The sequence below is a fragment of the Methylobacterium sp. Leaf94 genome (assembly GCF_001426045.1).
GTDB lineage: Bacteria > Pseudomonadota > Alphaproteobacteria > Rhizobiales > Beijerinckiaceae > Methylobacterium.
On sequence record NZ_LMRM01000012.1, the window covers coordinates 41640 to 57904 of the forward strand.

Below are 16265 nucleotides of genomic sequence, written 5' to 3' on the forward strand. Positions count from 1 at the left end.
TAAAACCGTCGGACGGCTCAGAGGGCGCGGTCGAAGCGCAGCTCGCCCTTCTGGCTCTTGATTACCAGCTGAGATCCGACGAGGTCCCACTGCCCGGCGGTGCGCAGGGCGATGAAGAAGTCCTGCTCGCTGGCGCCGAGGCCCTTGTCGCAGGGCTTCTTGGTCAGGGCGAGCGGGCCGACCGCGAGGTGCTGCTCCTTGAGCGGGAAGGCGGTGGCCGCGAAGGTGTTGCAGCCGCCGTAGCCGCGGGCCCGGTACTGCTTGTCGATAGTGAAGCTCGGGCGGTCGTTGCCGCCGAAGGGCTTGCCGTTCAGGCTCACCGCCGTCCAGGTGGCATCGAGGGGGAAGATCTTTTCCTGGGGCTTGGCCGCCGGAACGTACTGCTTCTTCTCGGGCTTCTCGCGGCCCTCGCGGCCGAAGCCCGTGACGTTGTTCCCCATCTGGGCGGTCGCCGCCGTGGTCATGGCTCCCGTCATGGCCCCGGCCGCGATGGCGCCGGCCACCATGGCGATTCGGATCGCTCTCATCGTCTGGCCCCCTCACAAGCGCGCTTCGCGTCGCGTCGAACGTTGCAACCCTGCCGGCCTGTCTCGGCGCTCGGCGCGGCTGGTGCGCACGGAACCGCTCGGAACAGGACGGGCCCTGCGGCCAATCGGATAAGATTCCAGCACAAATATGGTCAAGGCCGCGGGCCCGGGATTCGACGGGACGCCGCCGCGATCCCCCGTTAACCGGCCGGCGGACCGGTTTGCGTTGAACGAACCGGCCGGGTTTCCGTTGACCGGCAGAGCATAGAGCAGGGAGTTGATGCGGTGACGGGATCGGACGAGGGAACCCCAAGCGGATTGCAGCCCGAGGCCGCGGGTCCGAACACCATCACCCCGGCGCAGTCGCGGGCGGCCCGCGCCCTTCTGAACTGGTCGGAGGCCGATCTCGCGGGCCGGCTCGGGCTCGGAGCGGATTTCGTGCGCGACTTCGAATCGGGCGGCCGGGAGCAGCCCTCCGGCCAGATCGAGGCCCTGCGCAGCACGTTCATGACCCATGGCGTGGTGTTCAGCCAGGAGGGCGGGTCGGACGGGGTCCGCCTCAGCGGGCAGGGACGCGGCGAGGGTACGCGGCTGGACGCCCTTAACACCGAGAACGACCGTTAGGCGCCCTTGACGAGCGCCTTGAGGTCCCGGGCCGGATCGGCGGCCGCCTCCGGCGTCAGCGGAAGGCCGAGGCCCAGGATGCGCCGGGCCGCCATGTGGTCGGCGGGCCGGTCCACGGTCTCGACGCCGCTCAGGTGCCCGTCGCGGAAGCGGAACACCGACAGGCCGCCCTCGGTGGGGCGGACGACACTGGCATCATCGGGCCGGGTCAGGCCGGCGATCTGCAGCTTGTGCGGGCCCTGGTCGCTCCAGAACCAGGGCACGGCCGCGTAGGCGACCGGGCGTCCGGTGAGCCGGGCGGCGAGGCACCGGCCCTGATCCACGGCGTTCTGCACCGATTCGATGCGCACGGGCTGCCCGTCCGCGAAGCGGCTCGGCACGCGGGCGCAGTCGCCCAGGGCCGAGATCGCCGGATCGGAGGTCGCCAGGAAGGGGTCGGCGTGGATCCCGTCGCCGACGGCGAGGCCCGCCGCTTCGGCGAGGTCCTGGTTCGGGACGACGCCGATGCCGACGAGGACGAGATCGGCATCGATTGCCGATCCGTCGGCGAGCCGGACCCGGGCCACGCGGCCCGCCTCGCCCTCCAGCGCCTGGACCCCGGCCCCGAACGCGAAGGTGACGCCGGCAGCGTTGTGCGCCTGCGTGAAGAACCCGGCGGTCTCGGCCGAGACCGCCCGCGCCATGGGCCGGTCCGCGGCCTCGATCACCGTCACGGGGCGGCCGGATCCGGCGCAGAGGCCGGCGAATTCCAGCCCGATGAAACCGGCGCCCACGATGGCGATGGCGCGCGCGGCCCCGCGGGCGGCCTTCAGCGCATCGGCGTCGGCCAGGGAGCGCAACTGGTGCACCCCCGGCAGGTCGGCGCCCGGCACCTGCAGCCTCCGGTTGCGCGCGCCGGTGGCCAGGACGAGGTGATCGTAGGCCAGGGTGGCGCCGTCGCTGAGGCGCACCTGCCGGGCCGCCCGGTCGATCGCCGTGGCGGACACGCCGGATCGGCGCGCGATGCGGTGCTCGTCGAAGTAGGCGCCGGGTCGCAGGCACAGGCCGACCGCATCGGTCTTGCCGGCGAGGTAGGCCTTCGACAGGGGCGGCCGCTGATAGGGCAGGCCCTCGTCGCCCAGGAGCGTGACGGGATCGGTGAAGCCCGCCTCGCGCAGGGAGGCCGCGACCTGGAAGCCGGCCTGGCCGGCGCCGACGATGACGACACCGGCCGCGCTCATGCCTCGAACTCCGCGGTGACGGGGGAGGGGTTCGGCGACAGCCGGAGCTGGGGCAGCCAGCGCCCGCCATCCTGGGCGATGTAGTCCCAGAAGGCCGCCGCCGCCGGCCCGAGCACCTTGTCGGCCCGGCGCACCGCGTACCAGTCGCGCCGGATCGGAAGGCCCTGGACGTCGAGGACCGCGAGGCGCCCGCTCTCGAGCTCGGCCGCCACCGTGTGGGCGGAGATGAGGGCGATGCCGAGCCCCGCCATCACCGCCTGCTTGATGGTCTCGTTCGAACCGGAATCGATTCCGAGCCGGGCGCGCTTGATCATGACCCCGGCCATGAACTCCTCGAACACCGTGCGCGTGCCCGAGCCCTCCTCGCGGACCAGGAACGATTCCTGGGCGAGTTCGGCCCGGGTCAGCCCGGTTCGGCCCACGAGGGGGTGATGCGGGCCGGCGATGATCACGATGGGGTGCGGGCCGAAGATCTCGGCCTCGATGGCGAAATCCCGGGGCGGACGCCCCATGATGGCGAAATCGATCTCGTAGTTGCGCAGCGCCTCGACCATGTTGCCGCGGTTTCCCACCGTGAGGTTGATCTCCACCGCCGGGTGCAGCCCGATGAAGCCCGCGATCACGCCTGGGGCGAAGTACTTGGCCGTGGAGACCACGCCCATCGCCACGCGACCGCTGCTGCCGCCCTTCAGGGTTTCCAGGCGGTCGGCACAGGTCTCCAGCACCGTGTTGATGCTGTTGATCGCCCAGAGCATTTCGCGGCCCGCATCCGTGGGTTTCAGCCCGGTGGGCGTCCGGTCGAACAGCATGAGGCCCGCCTCCTCCTCCAATTGGCGGATGCGGGCGTAGAGCGCGGCCGAGGTGACGTTGAGCTCCTGGGCGGCGCGCGTCATGGTGCCGAGGCGGGCGACGGCGGCGACCGCCTGGAGCTGTTTGAGAGAGAGGTTGCGCATCAGGCTTTTCTAGTTTTTTTGGAATCGCTCGCAAGTTTTTTCAGAATTCTTTCGGTGATACCATAGGGGCCTGCGCGGCATGGATGCGCCGCGGGCACTGGTGCCCGCGGGGGCACTCGTGCCAAGGGCAGGATGCGAGGGCGGGTCGGTCCCGGGCGGCGCTCCGACCTGAGACGTCACGGTCGGGCAGGCCGAACCTCCGGGACGGCAAGGCGGCCGGCAGCCGAGACGGCTCGGGCAATCAAGTCGACCCGGGCAGTCAAGTCGGCCGGACCCCCGGCCAGGAATGGAAGAAGGACGGACATTCATGTCGACGGTGTCTCTGGAGTTCGGGTCCACCCTGGCGGACTGCCTCGCGAAGACCGTGGCGGCCGATGGGCGGCTCGCCGACGCGGCGGCCGTGATCGCGGCCTGCGCCGAAGCGGCGGTCGATGTCAGCGAGGTGATCGGCCGGGGCATGCTCGGCGGTGCCGACCTCGCCGCCACCGGCGACCACAACAGCGACGGCGACGTCCAGAAGGCCCTCGACGTCCTCGCGCACGAGCGCTTCACGGAAGCCCTGCGCGGCGCCCCCGTGGCGGTGGTGGCCTCGGAGGAGGCCGAGGGCATGATGCCGCTCAATCCCGGCGCCCCCCTCGCGGTGGCGATCGATCCCCTCGACGGCTCGTCGAACATCGGCGTGAACATGGCGGTGGGCTCGATCTTCGGCATCCGCCCGGTCGTGGCCGGTGCCGCGGACTCGATCGCCGCCTTCACCACCCCGGGCTCCGAGCAGATCGCCGCCGGCTTCGTCACCTACGGGCCCGCCACCTCCCTGGTGATCACCCTCGGCCATGGCACCCAGATCTACACCCTGGACCGGGCGACGCGGACCTTCCGCCTCACGCATCCGCGCATCGAGGTGGTGGCCGCGGCCAAGGAATACGCGATCAACGCCTCGAACGCCCGGAACTGGGACGGCCCGGTGAAGGCCTATATCGAGGATTGCCTGCGCGGCTCCGAAGGCCCGCTGGACAAGGACTTCAACATGCGCTGGCTCGGCTCGCTGGTGGCGGACGCCCAGCGCGTGCTCCTGCGCGGCGGCGTGTTCCTCTATCCGGGCGACAACCGGAAGGGCTACGCGCAGGGCCGCCTGCGCCTCCTCTACGAGGCCGCCCCGATCGCCATGCTGATGGAGCAGGCGGGGGCCGGGGCCATCGACGGCGAGCGTCGGATCCTCGACATCCGCGCCACCGGCATCCACGAGCGCGTGCCGCTGATCTTCGGCTCCCTCGACGAGGTCGCCTGCGTGGCCAAGTACTACGATGGCCGCAACGCCGCCGCCGGTCGCTCGCCCCTGTTCGGGCAGCGCGGCCTGATGCGCAGCTAGCGCGCCCGCACGGGACAGCACGCATACAGATGTCGGCGCGTCACCCCATCATCTCGGTCACCGGCTCCTCGGGGGCCGGGACCACCTCGGTCCGCAACACCTTCGAGCAGATCTTCCGCCGCGAGGACGTGAGCGCGGTCTACATCGAGGGCGATGCGTTTCACGCCTACGATCGCGACACCATGCGCCGCATGATGGTCGCTGAGCCGAACCTCAGCCACTTCGCGCCGCGCGCCAATCTCCTGCCGGAGCTGGAGGAGGTCTTCCGCACCTACGGCGAATCCGGGGGCGGCCGCACCCGGCACTACGCCCACGATGCGGCGGACGCGGCGCTCTACGGCACCGAGCCCGGCACCTTCACGGACTGGGAGGCGTTCGCGCCGGGATCCGACCTGCTGTTCTACGAGGGCCTGCACGGCTGCGTCGTCGACGACAACGTCGACATGGCCCGCTACGCCGACCTGAAGATCGGCGTGGTGCCGGTGATCAACCTCGAGTGGATCCAGAAGCTGCACCGGGACCGCTCGTTCCGGGGCTATTCCACCGAGGCCGTCACCGACGTGATCCTGCGGCGGATGCCCGACTACGTGCAGACCATCTGCCCGCAATTCACCTGGACGGACATCAACTTCCAGCGGGTGCCGACGGTGGACACCTCGAACCCCTTCATCGCCCGCTGGATCCCAACGGCCGACGAATCGCTGGTGGTGATCCGCTTCAAGGACCCCAAGGGCATCGACTTCTCCTACCTGATCTCGATGATCCAGGGCTCCTTCATGAGCCGCGCCAATTCGATCGTCATCCCGGGCGGCAAGCTCGACCTTGCCATGCAGCTCATCCTGACCCCGATCATCATGCAGCTCGTCGAGCGCAAGCGCCGCATGGCCTGAGCGCGGTCACGAGGCTCCGGAGGAACCCACCATGAACGGCCCGATCATCTCGCCCTCGATCCTCTCGGCGGATTTCGCCGCGCTCGGCGAGGAGGTGCGCGCGGTGTCCGAGGCCGGGGCCGACTGGATCCACCTCGACGTGATGGACGGACACTTCGTGCCCAACCTCACCTTCGGCCCGGCGGTGATCAAGGCCCTGCGGCCGCACTCGACCAAGCCCTTCGACGTGCACCTGATGATCGCCCCGGCCGATCCCTACCTCGCGGCCTTCGCGGAGGCCGGCGCCGATGCGATCTCGGTGCATGTGGAGGCCGGCCCGCACATCCACCGCTCGCTCCAGGCGATCCGGGATCTGGGCAAGCGCGCCGGCATCGCCCTCAATCCGGGGACGCCGGCCTCGGCGATCGAGCCGCTCCTCGACCTCGTCGACCTCGTCCTGGTGATGACGGTCAATCCGGGCTTCGGCGGCCAGAGCTTCATTCCCTCGACCCTGGAGACCATCCGGCGGATCCGGGCGATGACCGCCGGCCGCGCGATCGACATCGAGGTCGACGGCGGCATCGGCCCCGAGACCGTGGCCCTGGCCGCCCGCGCGGGCGCCAACGCCTTCGTGGCCGGCAATGCCGTGTTCAAAGGCGGGCCGGCCGGCTACGCGGACCGGATCGCGGCGATCCGCGCGGGCGCTGCGGCGGTCGGGGGCGGTCCCCTCTCATGCTGAGGGCGCTGATCTTCGACGTCGACGGGACGCTCGCCGAGACGGAGGACCTCCACCGGCAGGCCTTCAACGGCGCCTTCGCGGATCTCGGCCTGCCCTGGTCCTGGTCCCCGGCCCGCTACGCCGATCTTCTGACGGTGATGGGCGGCAAGGAACGCCTGCGCCACTACGTCGAGACCGAGCACGCCGACGCGGTCGAGACCCTGCGCCCGCGCCTGGGCGACATCCACGACCGCAAGACCCGGCGCTACGGCGACCTCGTGGAGGGCGGCAGCCTCGCCCTGCGCCCCGGGGTGGGCCGCCTGATCGCGGAGGCGCGGGCGGCCGGGCTCAAGCTCGCGGTGGCCAGCACGACGAGCCGACCCAACGTCGACACCCTGCTGCGGATCAACTTTCCCGCGGGCGACGTCCCCTTCGACGTCATCGCCTGCGGCGACGAGGCGCCGCGCAAGAAGCCGGCCCCCGACGTCTTCGATCTCGCGCTCGCGCGCCTCGAGGTCTCGGCCTCGGAGGCGATCGCCTTCGAGGATTCCGCCGCCGGCATCCGCTCGGCCCTCGATGCCGGATTGCCGGTGATCGCCACGCGCAGCCGCTACACCGAGAGCCACCGCCTCGACGGGGCGTTCTCGGCGGTCTCCGATCTCGGCGAGCCCGGTGCCCCCCACCGGCACCTGTCCGGATATGCCTGGCCGGACGGCGTCGTGACCGTGGCCGCCCTGCGCGACTGGCACGCGCGGGTCACCGGCTGACAGCGGACGTCAGGGCCCGGGGCGCCGCGTCCCGCCGCGTCCGGGCGGCGCGCCCTCGGCGCGGGTCGGAAACAGCATCGCGCCGGCGACGATCCCGAGCGCGCCCGCGAGGCCGAGCTTGAGCCAGCGCGGTGTCGTCGGCGCGTCCCGATGGGTCTGCGCGTCCGGCCCGGGCCGGGCGCGGAAATCCCTGCCGGAGCTTTCGGGCCGTGCCCGATCGATGGCCTGCTGTGTCATCGCCCCAGGATAGTCCCTGTCCCCCGGATAGTCATGGGGGATACCGCCCGCGGCCGCGCACGCTGCGGCGCAGCGTTGTCAGGGGCGCGGCCCGCGGCCTATAAGCCGGCCAACCCCGTTTCCGTCCGGCTTCGCGGACCCGCCGCCCCGGCACATGGCCCCTGCACATGGCCCCGGCACCTGGCCCCCGCGATCCGGTCTCGTTCCTACCAGTCTAGGGTCACGTCATGGCCGGCCATTCCCAGTTCAAGAACATCATGCACCGGAAGGGCCGCGTCGACGCGGTCCGCTCGAAGCTGTTCGGCAAGCTCGCCCGCGAGATCACCGTCGCGGCCAAGCTCGGGCTGCCGGACCCGGCGATGAATGCGCGTCTGCGCGCCGCCATCATCGCGGCCCGCGCCGAGAACGTGCCCAAGGACAACATCGAGCGCGCGATCAAGAAGGCGCAGGGGGCCGATGCGGAGAGCTACGACGAGATCCGCTACGAGGGCTACGGCCCCGGCGGCGCCGCCCTGATCGTCGAGGCGCAGACCGACAACCGCAACCGCACGGCCAGCGACGTGCGCTCGGCCTTCACGAAGTCGGGCGGCAGCCTGGCGGAGACGGGCGCCGTCTCCTTCATGTTCGACCATGTCGGCGTGGTGGAGTTCGACGCCAAGGTGGCGGATGCCGACACCATGCTGGAGGCCGCCATCGAGGCCGGCGCCGACGACGTGCGCTCGGACGAATCCGGCCACGAGATCACCTGCGCGCAGGAGGCCTACGGCGAGGTCTCGAAGGCCCTGGAGGCCCGCTTCGGCGAGCCGCGCCGCACGGCCCTCGTGTGGAAGGCGCAGAACACCATCGAGGTCGACGACGAGACCGGCGAGAAGTTGATCCGCCTCGTCGAGGTGATCGAGGACCAGGACGACGTCCAGAACGTCTTCGTGAACTTCGCGCTCTCGGACGCCCTGATGGAGAAGCTCCAGGGCTGATCGAAGCCGGCCCGTCAGGCGGCCTTCAGGGTTTCGAGGACGCGGTTCACCTCGGTGCCGAGCTGATCGGCCTCCTGCGCCAGCGCGGAGGCCGAGACGAGAACCGAGGCGGCCGCGGCACCCGTCGCTTCGGCCGACTGGGCGACGCCCCCGATGGTGTCGGTGATCGCCCCCGTGCCGGTCGCCGCCGCGCCCACGTTGCGGATGATCTCCCGGGTCGCGGAGCCCTGCTGGTCCACCGCCGCCGCGATGGCGTCCGCGGTCCGGCTCATGGTGCGGATCTGCGCGGCGATGGCCTCGATGGCCGTCACCGCCTCGCCGGTCGTCCCCTGGATCGCGTGGATCTGCTGCGTGATCTCCTCCGTCGCCCGGGCGGTCTGGCTGGCGAGTTCCTTGACCTCGGCGGCCACAACGGCGAAGCCGCGACCGGCCTCGCCGGCCCGTGCCGCCTCGATCGTCGCGTTGAGGGCGAGCAGGTTGGTCTGGCCGGCGATGCCCGAGATCAGGCCGACGACGTCCCCGATCCGGGCCGCGCCCGTGCTCAGGGCGTGAACCAGGCGGCCGGTGGCATCGGCCTGCCCCACCGCCCCCTGGGCCATCCGGGCCGAATCCGCGACCTGCCGGCCGATCTCCGCGACGGTGGCGCCGAGTTCCTCGGCCGCACCGGCCACCCGACCGACATTCTGCGCGGCCATCTCGGCGGCGCCGACCACGGACCCGGCGCGCCCCGCCGTGCCCTCTGCCGTTCCCGTCATGGTCTGCGCGCTGCCCTGCAGCGCCCCCGCCGCCTGCGTGACCCGGCTCAGGATGCCGCTCACCGTCGACTCGAAGGACCGGGCGGTCTGCCGCAGGGTGGCCCTGCGCTGCGCATCGGCGCCCGCCCGCGCCAGCGCGGTCTCCGATTCCAGAGCCTGCATGCGCTCCATCTGGGCGCGGATGGCGCCCTCGGAGGCCGCCTGCGCCGCGAAGGCCGTCGCGAGGGTGCGGGCGACCCAGGCCAGCACGCCCGTTTCGAGGATCAGGATGACCGCGTGCAGCATCACGCGGGCGAGGTCCGAGCGCTGGGCGGCGCCGGAGAAGATCAGGGCCGGCATCGCGAGGTTCAGGGTGAGGTGGTGCCCGGCGACGGCGGCGGCGCAGGCCACCAGGATGGTCCAGTCGCACCAGGCGACGCTCACCGCCAGGCCGGCGAAGAAATACATGTGCAGGTCGACCTGCCACGGATGCCCGGCGAAGGCCGAGAGCAGGATCGCGGCCATGCCGATCAGGGACAGGCTGCTCACCAGCCGGGTCGCCGGGCCGATGGCGGAGCGCCGCCACATCAGCGTGCTGAGGCCGGCGAGGGCGCCGGCGACCGACACCGGCACCAGCATCGGATTGCCGGCGATCCAGGCGGCGAGCACGACGATCGGCAGGTGCAGCCAGAGGAGGCCGATGAGGAAGCGGCCGAAACGCTGCCGAAGGGTGTCGAGGGTCGTCATCGCCGGGTCGGATCCAGAGGGGAGCGTCGGGGTCTTCGGGTCGGAGCGATCAGGTTCGCGAGGCGGGCGTGCAGCCCGTCGCGAACCGGGCGTCGGGGACGAGCCGGGCTCCGGACGCGTCGAGCCGGGAGACGCGGTCGGAGGATCCGGCGCGCGCCGCCAGGCCGGCCGGCAGGATCGAAGTCGCGAGGATCGCCACGGGTCCGCGGAGCCGGTTCGGGCGATGGGCCTGGGCGTCGATCACGAGGAAACCCGTCCGCCTGAATGGTGTCCTGTGAGAATACGGGCGAACAGTCTAAGGAGCGGTTACAGGGCCGTCTGGGATCGGGGAGGTCCCCGCGCCGGTCTGCCTGTCTCGTCCGATCGATCCGCGTCCTTCGTAACGACCGCCCCGCGCGGACGCATCACCTCCGTTTGGTCCGACGAGAGGTCCGGATTTCCTTGCGACGGGTTTGTTCGGTCCGTCGCGCCACCGCGGCCGCCATCGCTGCGGCGCGGATTGGCATAACGCTCCGTTCACGGTATGTCCCTAACGCTCGGACGGCGCGATCTTCGCGCCCGGAGCCGCGCCAGCCATGACCCAGTCCGCATGACCGTTCCCGTTCGCATCCTCGGCATCGATCCGGGCCTGCGGCGCACCGGCTGGGGCGTCGTCACGGCCACGGGGACCAAGCTCGCCTACGTCGATTGCGGCGTCGTCACCTCGGACGGGGACCTGCCGCTCGCCCTGCGCCTACGCGAGCTCTACGAGGGCATCACCCGCATCGTCGGGGCCTTCCAGCCGGACGAGGTCTCGGTCGAGGAGACCTTCGTCAACAAGGACGCGCAGGCGACGCTGAAGCTCGGCCATGCCCGCGCGGTGGCGCTGCTGGTCCCGGCGCTCGCCGGCATGCCGGTGTTCGAGTATTCCGCCAACCTGATCAAGAAGACGGTCGCGGGCTCGGGACATGCCGACAAGGTCCAGATCCAGGCCATGGTGAAGTTCCTGCTGCCGAAGGCCGAGTTCAAGGTGGCCGACGCGGCGGATGCGCTCGCCATCGCCATCACCCACAACAGCCACCGGGGCGCCCATGCCCTCAAGCGCCAGCACGCCCCCGTGGCCGGGACGAGCAGCCTGGCGGCGGCCCGCATCGCGGCGGCCCTGGCGCGCACCTGACCGCGCCGCGCCCTGGACTCCGCCCGGGCGCTTGTGCAGTGCCTCTGTGCGCGACGCGCGCGGGGCGGAGATCGAACGGAATGGCCCACCAGGGAACGACGCGGCCGGCGCTGCCGGTCGGCGAGACGCTGCGGGAGGGCGTGCGGTCCGCGCTTCCGGCGATCCGCGCCCTCGGCTCGGCGACCACCGCGGCGTTCCTCGTCGTCCTGGCCAAGGAGGCGGCCCACACGCTGATGGGCGACCCGACGCGGCCCGCGCGCTTCCAGGACGACCTCTTCCTGGTCGACGGCCTCTGCACGATCCTGCTCGCCCCCTACTGGATGGCGATATTCCGGCTCCTCCTCGGGGCCGACGGCTCCGTGCGGGCGGTCGTGGCGGGCCGGGCGGGGCCGTTCCAGGACTTCCTCGCCCTCGAGCTGTTCTGGCTCCTGGTCAGCGGGGTGCTGGACCGGGGCCTCTCGCCGGAGCGGCTCGGTCCGGGTCCGCTGATCGTCGGCCTGCTCGCCTGGATCGCCCTCCTGCTCCTGCAGATCTGGACCAGCCTGCTCGCGCCGGCCCTGGCGGTCGGCGCTCCCGAGGCGACCCTGCGCGGCGTGCTCGCGATGACCCGCGGATCGGCCGCCCGGATCGGCGTGATCCTCGTGGCCACGATCCTGCCGCTCGGCCTCGTGGACCGGATGCTGCAAGCGCCCGAGCGCTCCGGGGCCGACCTGCCCCCCGTCGTCCTGGCCGTCCGGATCCTCGCCTCCAGCCTGATCGACATGGCGCTGCTCGTCCTGGTGACGGCCCTCCTCGCCGCGATCTACCGGCGCCTGGGGCCGTCGGGGCGCGGCCTCACTCCACGGCCTTGAACTCGCCCTCGAGCCGCAGGGACACCTCGTCGCCGAGGAGCGGCAGGAAGGCGTTGATGCCGAAATCCGAGCGCTTGATCACCGCCCGTCCGTCGAAGCCGACCGTGTAGGCCTGGTTCACCGGGTTGGTCCCGGCCTGGTTGAAGGTGGCGTCGAAGGCCACCGGCCGCGTCACCCCCTTGAGCGTCAGGTCGCCGTTGACCCGCGCGGTGGCGGGGCTCGTCGGCTCGATGCTGGTCGCGGTGAACGTGGCCTTGGGGAACTTTGCGGTGTCGAAGAAATCCGGCGCCTTGAGGTGCTGGTTGAGCCGGTCGTCGAGGCCGTTGACGCTGTCGGTGCCGATGGTGACCGTGAGGGTGGATTTGGCCGGCTCCTTCGGGTCGAGCACCGCCTGCGCGGTCACGTCGGTGATCTGGCCGTAATAGGTCGAGAAGCCGAGGTGGCTCACCGACCAGGTGATCTTGCCGTGGGCGGAATCGAGCACGTAGGCGCCCGGACGCACCTGGGTCGGATCGCTGGAGGGCGCGGCCGGCATGACCGGTGCCGGCGTGGCCGGTGCCGGCGGGGTCGGTGCCGGTGCCGGCGTCTCGGCCGCCCGGGCCGCGCCGGCGGTGAACAGGAGCCCGGAGGCGAGGAGCAGCGCGGTCTGGCGCATCGAGACGGTCATCCGTGTGTGTCGGGCAGGGCGCCTTTGATTTCACGAACGCCGCGCGGCCTCAAGGCGGGCCGGCCGCCGTCGCGACGGAGCACATGGCGCTCGGGCGCGCCGGCCTGTAGGCAATCCGCCGACGGATGGGCATCCGGCGGCGCGAGGGATGGGCGAGGCGATGATCGGCAAGCTGAAGGGCGTGGTGGATTCCTATGGCGAGGATTTCGTGATCCTCGACGTGCAGGGCGTCGGCTACGTGGTCCACTGCTCCGCCCGGACGCTCCAGCGCCTGCCCGGCATCGGCGAGGCGGCGGACCTCGCCATCGAGACCCATGTCCGGGAGGACATGATCCGGCTCTACGGCTTCCGCTCGGATGCCGAGCGCGAGTGGTTCCGCCTGCTCCAGACCGTGCAGGGCGTGGGCAGCAAGGTCGCCCTCGGCCTGCTCTCGGTGCTCGAGCCCGGGGCTCTCGCCTCGGCCATCGCCATGGGCGACAAGGGCGCGGTGGCGCGGGCCCCCGGTGTCGGCCCGCGCCTCGCTGCCCGCCTCGTGGCGGAGCTGAAGGACAAGGCGCCGGCCTTCGCGCCCATCGATCCCGCGGTGATCGCCCTGTCCGGTGCGGTGGAAGCCCGCACGGCGCCGCAGCCCGTCGCCGACGCCATCTCGGCCCTCGTCAATCTGGGCTACGCCCCGGTCCAGGCCTCCGCGGCGATCGCCGAGGCCCTCAAGAACGCGGGCGAGGGCGCCGAGGCCAAGACCCTCATCCGGCTGGGATTGCGCGAACTCGCCCGGTGACGGCCCGTCGATCGTTGGGGCGCGACGGAATTGTGCCCTTGACGCTCGCCATTCCCGTTGCCAGTTTGGAAGGAGACAGCTAACCTGCTGAAAGTAAAGCAGTTTTCAATTGTTCTAATCTACGCGCCAATCCGATGCACGGGCTCAGCTTTTGCGCTCTGGCGTCAGCACCGCCTCAGATTCGACGAAGTAGCCGGGTGAAACCCCCACCCGGCGGCCTCTACCCGACACGCGAGCCACGCACGAGTCACGGTCCCGCATGATCGTCTGTTCCTGCAACGTCCTGTCCGATCGCGCGGTGCGCGCCTGCCTGCATCGCGGCCCGGATTGTCCGCGCACGCCGGCCCAGGTCCAGGCCTGCCTCGGGTGCAGCCCGAAATGCGGGCGCTGCGCCCGGACCATCCGCGGCATCCTGCAGAACGCCCTCGAAAATGCCCGCGATGAGGCCGCGCATGCGTGCACGGCGACTTGCGCGAGCTCCTGTAGTTTGGTCAAGGTCCAGGCTGCGGAGGAGGGGATCGCCGCCTGAGCGCCCATTCCGGGTGCTGAAGCTCCCCTCCGGCTGAACGTGCCTCAAGGGAGATTGGGCGGATGAAGGGTGATGCGAAGGTCGTCGAGTACCTCAATCGGGGACTGCGCAGCGAGCTCACGGCGGTCAGCCAGTACTGGCTCCATTTCCGCATGCTCAACGACTGGGGTTACATCGAGCTCGCCAAGTTCTGGCGCAAGGAATCCATCGAGGAGATGAACCACGCGGATCGGTTCGTCGACCGGATCCTGTTCCTCGACGGCTTCCCGAACCTGCAGGAACTCGATCCCCTGCGGATCGGTCAGAATGTCCAGGAGATCATCGAGTGCGATCTCGCCGCCGAAAACGAGGCGCGCGCGCTGTACCTCGAGGCGGCCAAGTACTGTGATTCGATCAACGACCGGGTGTCGAAGCGCCTGTTCGAGGATCTGGCCGAGGACGAGGAGGGCCATATCGACTTCCTCGAGACGCAGCTGGAGCTGATCGGCCAGATCGGCCTGCCGCTCTACGCCCAGAAGCACATCGGCGGCCTGGAGCCGATCGCTCCCGAAGCCGAATAAAGGTAGGAATGATGGGGCGCCGGGCTTCGAGGCCCGGCGCTCAAACGGATAGGACCCGAAAGTAGATATCGCGCAGGGGCAGCACCGCCTGGATCGTCGAAAGATCGAGGACCTCATCGAGGCCATCGATCACCCGATACCCGCTCCAGCGTCCTTCGATGCGGTCGAAGATCTCGAGATGCGGCCGGTCCCGCGCCACCAGCACATAGTGCTGAAGTGAGGCGAGCTGCTGATAGACGGCCCACTTCTCGAAGCGATCCCGGGCCTCGGTCCCAGGTGAGAGCACCTCGACCAGGACCGTGGGATTCTCAACAGACGTTGCGCCTGGTTCGATGTCGCCGCAGACGACGAGCACATCCGGAAGCATCGCGGCCTCCAGGGTTTTGCTCTTCATGTAGAATGTTTCGGTGAAGGTCTGGCAGGACGATCCCTTCGCGCGAAAACCGACTTCCAGGCCCAGGGCGATGTTCTGGACGATCCGCGCATGCTCCCAGCGCGCGCCGACCATCATCCGGACCACGCGTCCCCCGATCAGCTCCCAGCGCTCGTTACGGGGCTTGTCGGCCAGCAACTCCTCGAAGTCGTCGAGGGCCATCCGTTCGAATTCCTGCGACGCACCGCCCACGGGAAGCTCTCCGGCTGCGACGAACCAGCGCCCCACACACCCTGCGCCGCGACGGGAATGTAGCGCGAACGGCGCCGTTATGCGACATCCGCCAGGAGAACAGATGATGGACGCTGGCCCCGGCCCCCACCGAGAATCCGTGTGAGCAAACCTGCGAGACCCACCTCGAAGGCATCGGCGCCCAAATCGCCGACCCTCCATCCGCTTCCCGAATCGCTCCTCACGCCCGAGCGGCGCGAGGACGACCTGGAGCAGTCGATCCGGCCCTTGAGCCTGTCCGAATTCATCGGACAGCGGGCGGCGCGCGCCAACATGAGCATCTTCATCGAGTCGGCCAAGAAGACCGGTTCGGCCCTGGACCACGTGCTGTTCGTCGGGCCGCCCGGCCTCGGCAAGACGACGCTGGCGCAGATCGTCGCCCGCGAACTCGGGGTGAACTTCCGCTCCACCTCCGGCCCGGTCATCGCCAAGGCGGGCGACCTCGCCGCCCAGCTGACGAACCTGGAAGAGCGCGACGTGCTCTTCATCGACGAGATCCACCGCCTCAATCCGGCGGTGGAGGAGATCCTCTATCCGGCGATGGAGGATTACCAGCTCGACCTCATCATCGGCGAGGGGCCGGCCGCCCGCTCGGTGAAGATCGAGCTGCCCAAGTTCACCCTGGTCGGGGCCACCACCCGCGCCGGCCTGCTGACCACGCCCCTGCGCGACCGGTTCGGCATTCCGATCCGGCTGGAATTCTACGACGTCGACGAGCTCGAGCTCATCGTCAGCCGGGGCGCCCGGGTGCTCGGCCTCGGCATGTCGCCGGAGGGCGCCAACGAGATCGCCAAGCGCGCCCGGGGGACGCCCCGCATCGCCGGGCGGCTGCTGCGCCGGGTGCGCGACTTCGCCATCGTGGCCGATGCGCCCACGGTGACTCGCGCCATCGCCGACCGGGCGCTGCAACTCCTCGACGTCGATCCGGCGGGCCTCGACGTGATGGACCGCAAGTACCTGACGATGATCGCGAGCTCCTTCAACGGCGGGCCGGTCGGGATCGAGACCATCGCGGCCGCGCTGTCGGAGCCCCGCGACGCGATCGAGGACATCATCGAGCCGTTCCTGATCCAGAAGGGGTTCGTCCAGCGCACCCCGCGCGGGCGCATGCTCACGCCCCACGCCTTCCGCCACATGGGCTTTCCCGAGCCCCGGCGCGAACCGAGCGGGCAGTTCGGCCTGTTCAACGCCGGCGACCCGGACGCCTGAACGGCGTGCGGCCGGGGAACGTACCAAATCCTTCCGATCCCTACGGGATGGCGGATTTGGGCTTCGCTCGAGCGCCGCGCGGGCTTGCCGATCCGGGCCCGCTTCGCTCGAG

The 16265-nt window shown here is 70.6% G+C and carries 20 protein-coding genes; 12 read left to right on the forward strand and 8 right to left on the reverse strand.

What is annotated here, in order from left to right; genetic code table 11:
* Window positions 1-17: 17 nt before the first annotated feature.
* Window positions 18-527: an META domain-containing protein gene (locus ASG63_RS08595; RefSeq protein WP_056214419.1), complete on the reverse strand. Its 510-nt coding sequence runs from the start codon at window positions 525-527 to the stop codon at window positions 18-20.
* A 285-nt stretch (window positions 528-812) separates the two neighbouring features.
* Here ASG63_RS08595 and ASG63_RS08600 point away from each other — a divergent pair, with 285 nt between their 5' ends.
* On the forward strand, window positions 813-1151 hold the full coding sequence (locus tag ASG63_RS08600; RefSeq protein WP_056214425.1) for a helix-turn-helix domain-containing protein: 339 nt from the start codon (window positions 813-815) through the stop codon (window positions 1149-1151).
* Here the strand turns inward: ASG63_RS08600 and ASG63_RS08605 are convergent.
* Both ASG63_RS08605 and ASG63_RS08610 read right to left on the reverse strand, forming a co-directional pair.
* Window positions 1148-2371, reverse strand: coding sequence for an NAD(P)/FAD-dependent oxidoreductase (locus ASG63_RS08605; RefSeq protein ID WP_056214429.1), 1224 nt, complete (start codon window positions 2369-2371; stop codon window positions 1148-1150). The two genes, ASG63_RS08600 and ASG63_RS08605, sit on opposite strands and share 4 nt — an antisense overlap.
* Complete coding sequence (locus tag ASG63_RS08610; RefSeq protein ID WP_056214432.1) at window positions 2368-3324, reverse strand: LysR family transcriptional regulator; 957 nt, start codon at window positions 3322-3324, stop codon at window positions 2368-2370. Before ASG63_RS08610 ends, ASG63_RS08605 begins: the two co-directional genes overlap by 4 nt.
* Window positions 3325-3631: 307 nt before the next feature.
* Between ASG63_RS08610 and ASG63_RS08615 the strand changes: the two genes are divergently transcribed.
* Genes ASG63_RS08615 through ASG63_RS08630 form a run of 4 tightly spaced genes read left to right on the forward strand, consistent with a single transcriptional unit; the run spans window position 3632 to window position 7047 of the window.
* A complete protein-coding gene (locus ASG63_RS08615) occupies window positions 3632-4693 on the forward strand; it encodes a class 1 fructose-bisphosphatase (RefSeq protein WP_200957536.1) in 1062 nt (353 codons plus the stop codon).
* 29 nt (window positions 4694-4722) lie between these two features.
* Window positions 4723-5583 (forward strand): phosphoribulokinase, encoded by an 861-nt coding sequence (locus ASG63_RS08620; RefSeq protein WP_056214436.1) that lies wholly within the window; start codon window positions 4723-4725, stop codon window positions 5581-5583.
* Between the two features lie 31 nt (window positions 5584-5614).
* A complete protein-coding gene (rpe, locus tag ASG63_RS08625; protein ID WP_056214440.1) occupies window positions 5615-6301 on the forward strand; it encodes a ribulose-phosphate 3-epimerase in 687 nt (228 codons plus the stop codon).
* Entirely contained in the window at window positions 6295-7047 is a 753-nt protein-coding gene (locus ASG63_RS08630) for an HAD-IA family hydrolase (protein ID WP_056214443.1), read from the forward strand. Before rpe ends, ASG63_RS08630 begins: the two co-directional genes overlap by 7 nt.
* A 9-nt stretch (window positions 7048-7056) precedes the next feature.
* Here the strand turns inward: ASG63_RS08630 and ASG63_RS26410 are convergent, their stop codons facing one another.
* Entirely contained in the window at window positions 7057-7284 is a 228-nt protein-coding gene (locus tag ASG63_RS26410) for a hypothetical protein (protein WP_056214448.1), read from the reverse strand.
* Window positions 7285-7511: 227 nt separating this feature from the next.
* Here ASG63_RS26410 and ASG63_RS08640 point away from each other — a divergent pair, with 227 nt between their 5' ends.
* Window positions 7512-8258, forward strand: a complete 747-nt coding sequence (locus ASG63_RS08640; RefSeq protein ID WP_056214451.1) for a YebC/PmpR family DNA-binding transcriptional regulator — start codon at window positions 7512-7514, stop codon at window positions 8256-8258.
* Window positions 8259-8272: 14 nt separating this feature from the next.
* Here the strand turns inward: ASG63_RS08640 and ASG63_RS08645 are convergent, their stop codons facing one another.
* Complete coding sequence (locus tag ASG63_RS08645) at window positions 8273-9739, reverse strand: methyl-accepting chemotaxis protein (protein ID WP_056214455.1); 1467 nt, start codon at window positions 9737-9739, stop codon at window positions 8273-8275.
* Window positions 9740-9788: 49 nt separating this feature from the next.
* Window positions 9789-9983: a hypothetical protein gene (locus ASG63_RS08650; RefSeq protein WP_056214460.1), complete on the reverse strand. Its 195-nt coding sequence runs from the start codon at window positions 9981-9983 to the stop codon at window positions 9789-9791.
* Window positions 9984-10328: 345 nt separating this feature from the next.
* Between ASG63_RS08650 and ruvC the strand changes: the two genes are divergently transcribed.
* Together ruvC and ASG63_RS08660 are read left to right on the forward strand one after the other, a co-directional pair.
* Entirely contained in the window at window positions 10329-10895 is a 567-nt protein-coding gene (ruvC, locus tag ASG63_RS08655; protein WP_056214464.1) for a crossover junction endodeoxyribonuclease RuvC, read from the forward strand.
* A gap of 80 nt (window positions 10896-10975) precedes the next feature.
* Entirely contained in the window at window positions 10976-11746 is a 771-nt protein-coding gene (locus ASG63_RS08660) for a hypothetical protein (RefSeq protein WP_056214467.1), read from the forward strand.
* Here ASG63_RS08660 and ASG63_RS08665 read toward each other — a convergent pair.
* The gene (locus ASG63_RS08665; RefSeq protein WP_244479855.1) at window positions 11730-12413 is read right to left on the reverse strand and encodes a YceI family protein; all 684 of its coding nucleotides are present in this window, start codon (window positions 12411-12413) and stop codon (window positions 11730-11732) included. The two genes, ASG63_RS08660 and ASG63_RS08665, sit on opposite strands and share 17 nt — an antisense overlap.
* Before the next feature lie 160 nt (window positions 12414-12573).
* On the opposite strand from ASG63_RS08665, the gene ruvA reads away from it, so the two are divergent.
* The 3 genes from ruvA (at window position 12574) to bfr (ending at window position 14280) form a co-directional block, all read left to right on the forward strand.
* Window positions 12574-13191 carry a Holliday junction branch migration protein RuvA gene (gene ruvA / locus ASG63_RS08670; protein WP_056215331.1) on the forward strand — a complete coding sequence of 206 codons (618 nt, stop codon included), beginning with the start codon at window positions 12574-12576 and terminating at the stop codon, window positions 13189-13191.
* Between the two features lie 259 nt (window positions 13192-13450).
* The gene (locus ASG63_RS08675; RefSeq protein ID WP_056214472.1) at window positions 13451-13720 is read left to right on the forward strand and encodes a (2Fe-2S)-binding protein; all 270 of its coding nucleotides are present in this window, start codon (window positions 13451-13453) and stop codon (window positions 13718-13720) included.
* A gap of 62 nt (window positions 13721-13782) precedes the next feature.
* Window positions 13783-14280 carry a bacterioferritin gene (gene bfr / locus ASG63_RS08680; protein WP_056214475.1) on the forward strand — a complete coding sequence of 166 codons (498 nt, stop codon included), beginning with the start codon at window positions 13783-13785 and terminating at the stop codon, window positions 14278-14280.
* A gap of 40 nt (window positions 14281-14320) precedes the next feature.
* Here bfr and ASG63_RS08685 read toward each other — a convergent pair whose 3' ends face one another.
* Window positions 14321-14875, reverse strand: a complete 555-nt coding sequence (locus ASG63_RS08685) for a Uma2 family endonuclease (RefSeq protein ID WP_056215333.1) — start codon at window positions 14873-14875, stop codon at window positions 14321-14323.
* A 276-nt stretch (window positions 14876-15151) separates the two neighbouring features.
* Here ASG63_RS08685 and ruvB point away from each other — a divergent pair, with 276 nt between their 5' ends.
* On the forward strand, window positions 15152-16153 hold the full coding sequence (gene ruvB, locus ASG63_RS08690; protein WP_056215338.1) for a Holliday junction branch migration DNA helicase RuvB: 1002 nt from the start codon (window positions 15152-15154) through the stop codon (window positions 16151-16153).
* The last annotated feature ends 112 nt before the right edge of the window (window positions 16154-16265 follow it).

Excerpts from the sequence above, each read along its gene's own strand:
- ASG63_RS08595 (WP_056214419.1), bottom strand. The coding sequence starts at position 527 with ATGAGAGCGATCCGAATCGCCATGGTGGCCGGCGCCATCGCGGCCGGG.
- ASG63_RS08605 (WP_056214429.1), bottom strand. The coding sequence starts at position 2,371 with ATGAGCGCGGCCGGTGTCGTCATCGTCGGCGCCGGCCAGGCCGGCTTC.
- ASG63_RS08610 (WP_056214432.1), bottom strand. The coding sequence starts at position 3,324 with ATGCGCAACCTCTCTCTCAAACAGCTCCAGGCGGTCGCCGCCGTCGCC.
- ASG63_RS08615 (WP_200957536.1), top strand. The coding sequence starts at position 3,632 with ATGTCGACGGTGTCTCTGGAGTTCGGGTCCACCCTGGCGGACTGCCTC.
- ASG63_RS08620 (WP_056214436.1), top strand. The coding sequence starts at position 4,723 with ATGTCGGCGCGTCACCCCATCATCTCGGTCACCGGCTCCTCGGGGGCC.
- rpe (WP_056214440.1), top strand. The coding sequence starts at position 5,615 with ATGAACGGCCCGATCATCTCGCCCTCGATCCTCTCGGCGGATTTCGCC.
- ASG63_RS08630 (WP_056214443.1), top strand. The coding sequence starts at position 6,295 with ATGCTGAGGGCGCTGATCTTCGACGTCGACGGGACGCTCGCCGAGACG.
- ASG63_RS26410 (WP_056214448.1), bottom strand. The coding sequence starts at position 7,284 with ATGACACAGCAGGCCATCGATCGGGCACGGCCCGAAAGCTCCGGCAGG.
- ASG63_RS08640 (WP_056214451.1), top strand. The coding sequence starts at position 7,512 with ATGGCCGGCCATTCCCAGTTCAAGAACATCATGCACCGGAAGGGCCGC.
- ASG63_RS08645 (WP_056214455.1), bottom strand. The coding sequence starts at position 9,739 with ATGACGACCCTCGACACCCTTCGGCAGCGTTTCGGCCGCTTCCTCATC.
- ruvC (WP_056214464.1), top strand. The coding sequence starts at position 10,329 with ATGACCGTTCCCGTTCGCATCCTCGGCATCGATCCGGGCCTGCGGCGC.
- ASG63_RS08660 (WP_056214467.1), top strand. The coding sequence starts at position 10,976 with ATGGCCCACCAGGGAACGACGCGGCCGGCGCTGCCGGTCGGCGAGACG.
- ASG63_RS08665 (WP_244479855.1), bottom strand. The coding sequence starts at position 12,413 with ATGACCGTCTCGATGCGCCAGACCGCGCTGCTCCTCGCCTCCGGGCTC.
- ruvA (WP_056215331.1), top strand. The coding sequence starts at position 12,574 with ATGATCGGCAAGCTGAAGGGCGTGGTGGATTCCTATGGCGAGGATTTC.
- ASG63_RS08675 (WP_056214472.1), top strand. The coding sequence starts at position 13,451 with ATGATCGTCTGTTCCTGCAACGTCCTGTCCGATCGCGCGGTGCGCGCC.
- bfr (WP_056214475.1), top strand. The coding sequence starts at position 13,783 with ATGAAGGGTGATGCGAAGGTCGTCGAGTACCTCAATCGGGGACTGCGC.
- ASG63_RS08685 (WP_056215333.1), bottom strand. The coding sequence starts at position 14,875 with ATGGCCCTCGACGACTTCGAGGAGTTGCTGGCCGACAAGCCCCGTAAC.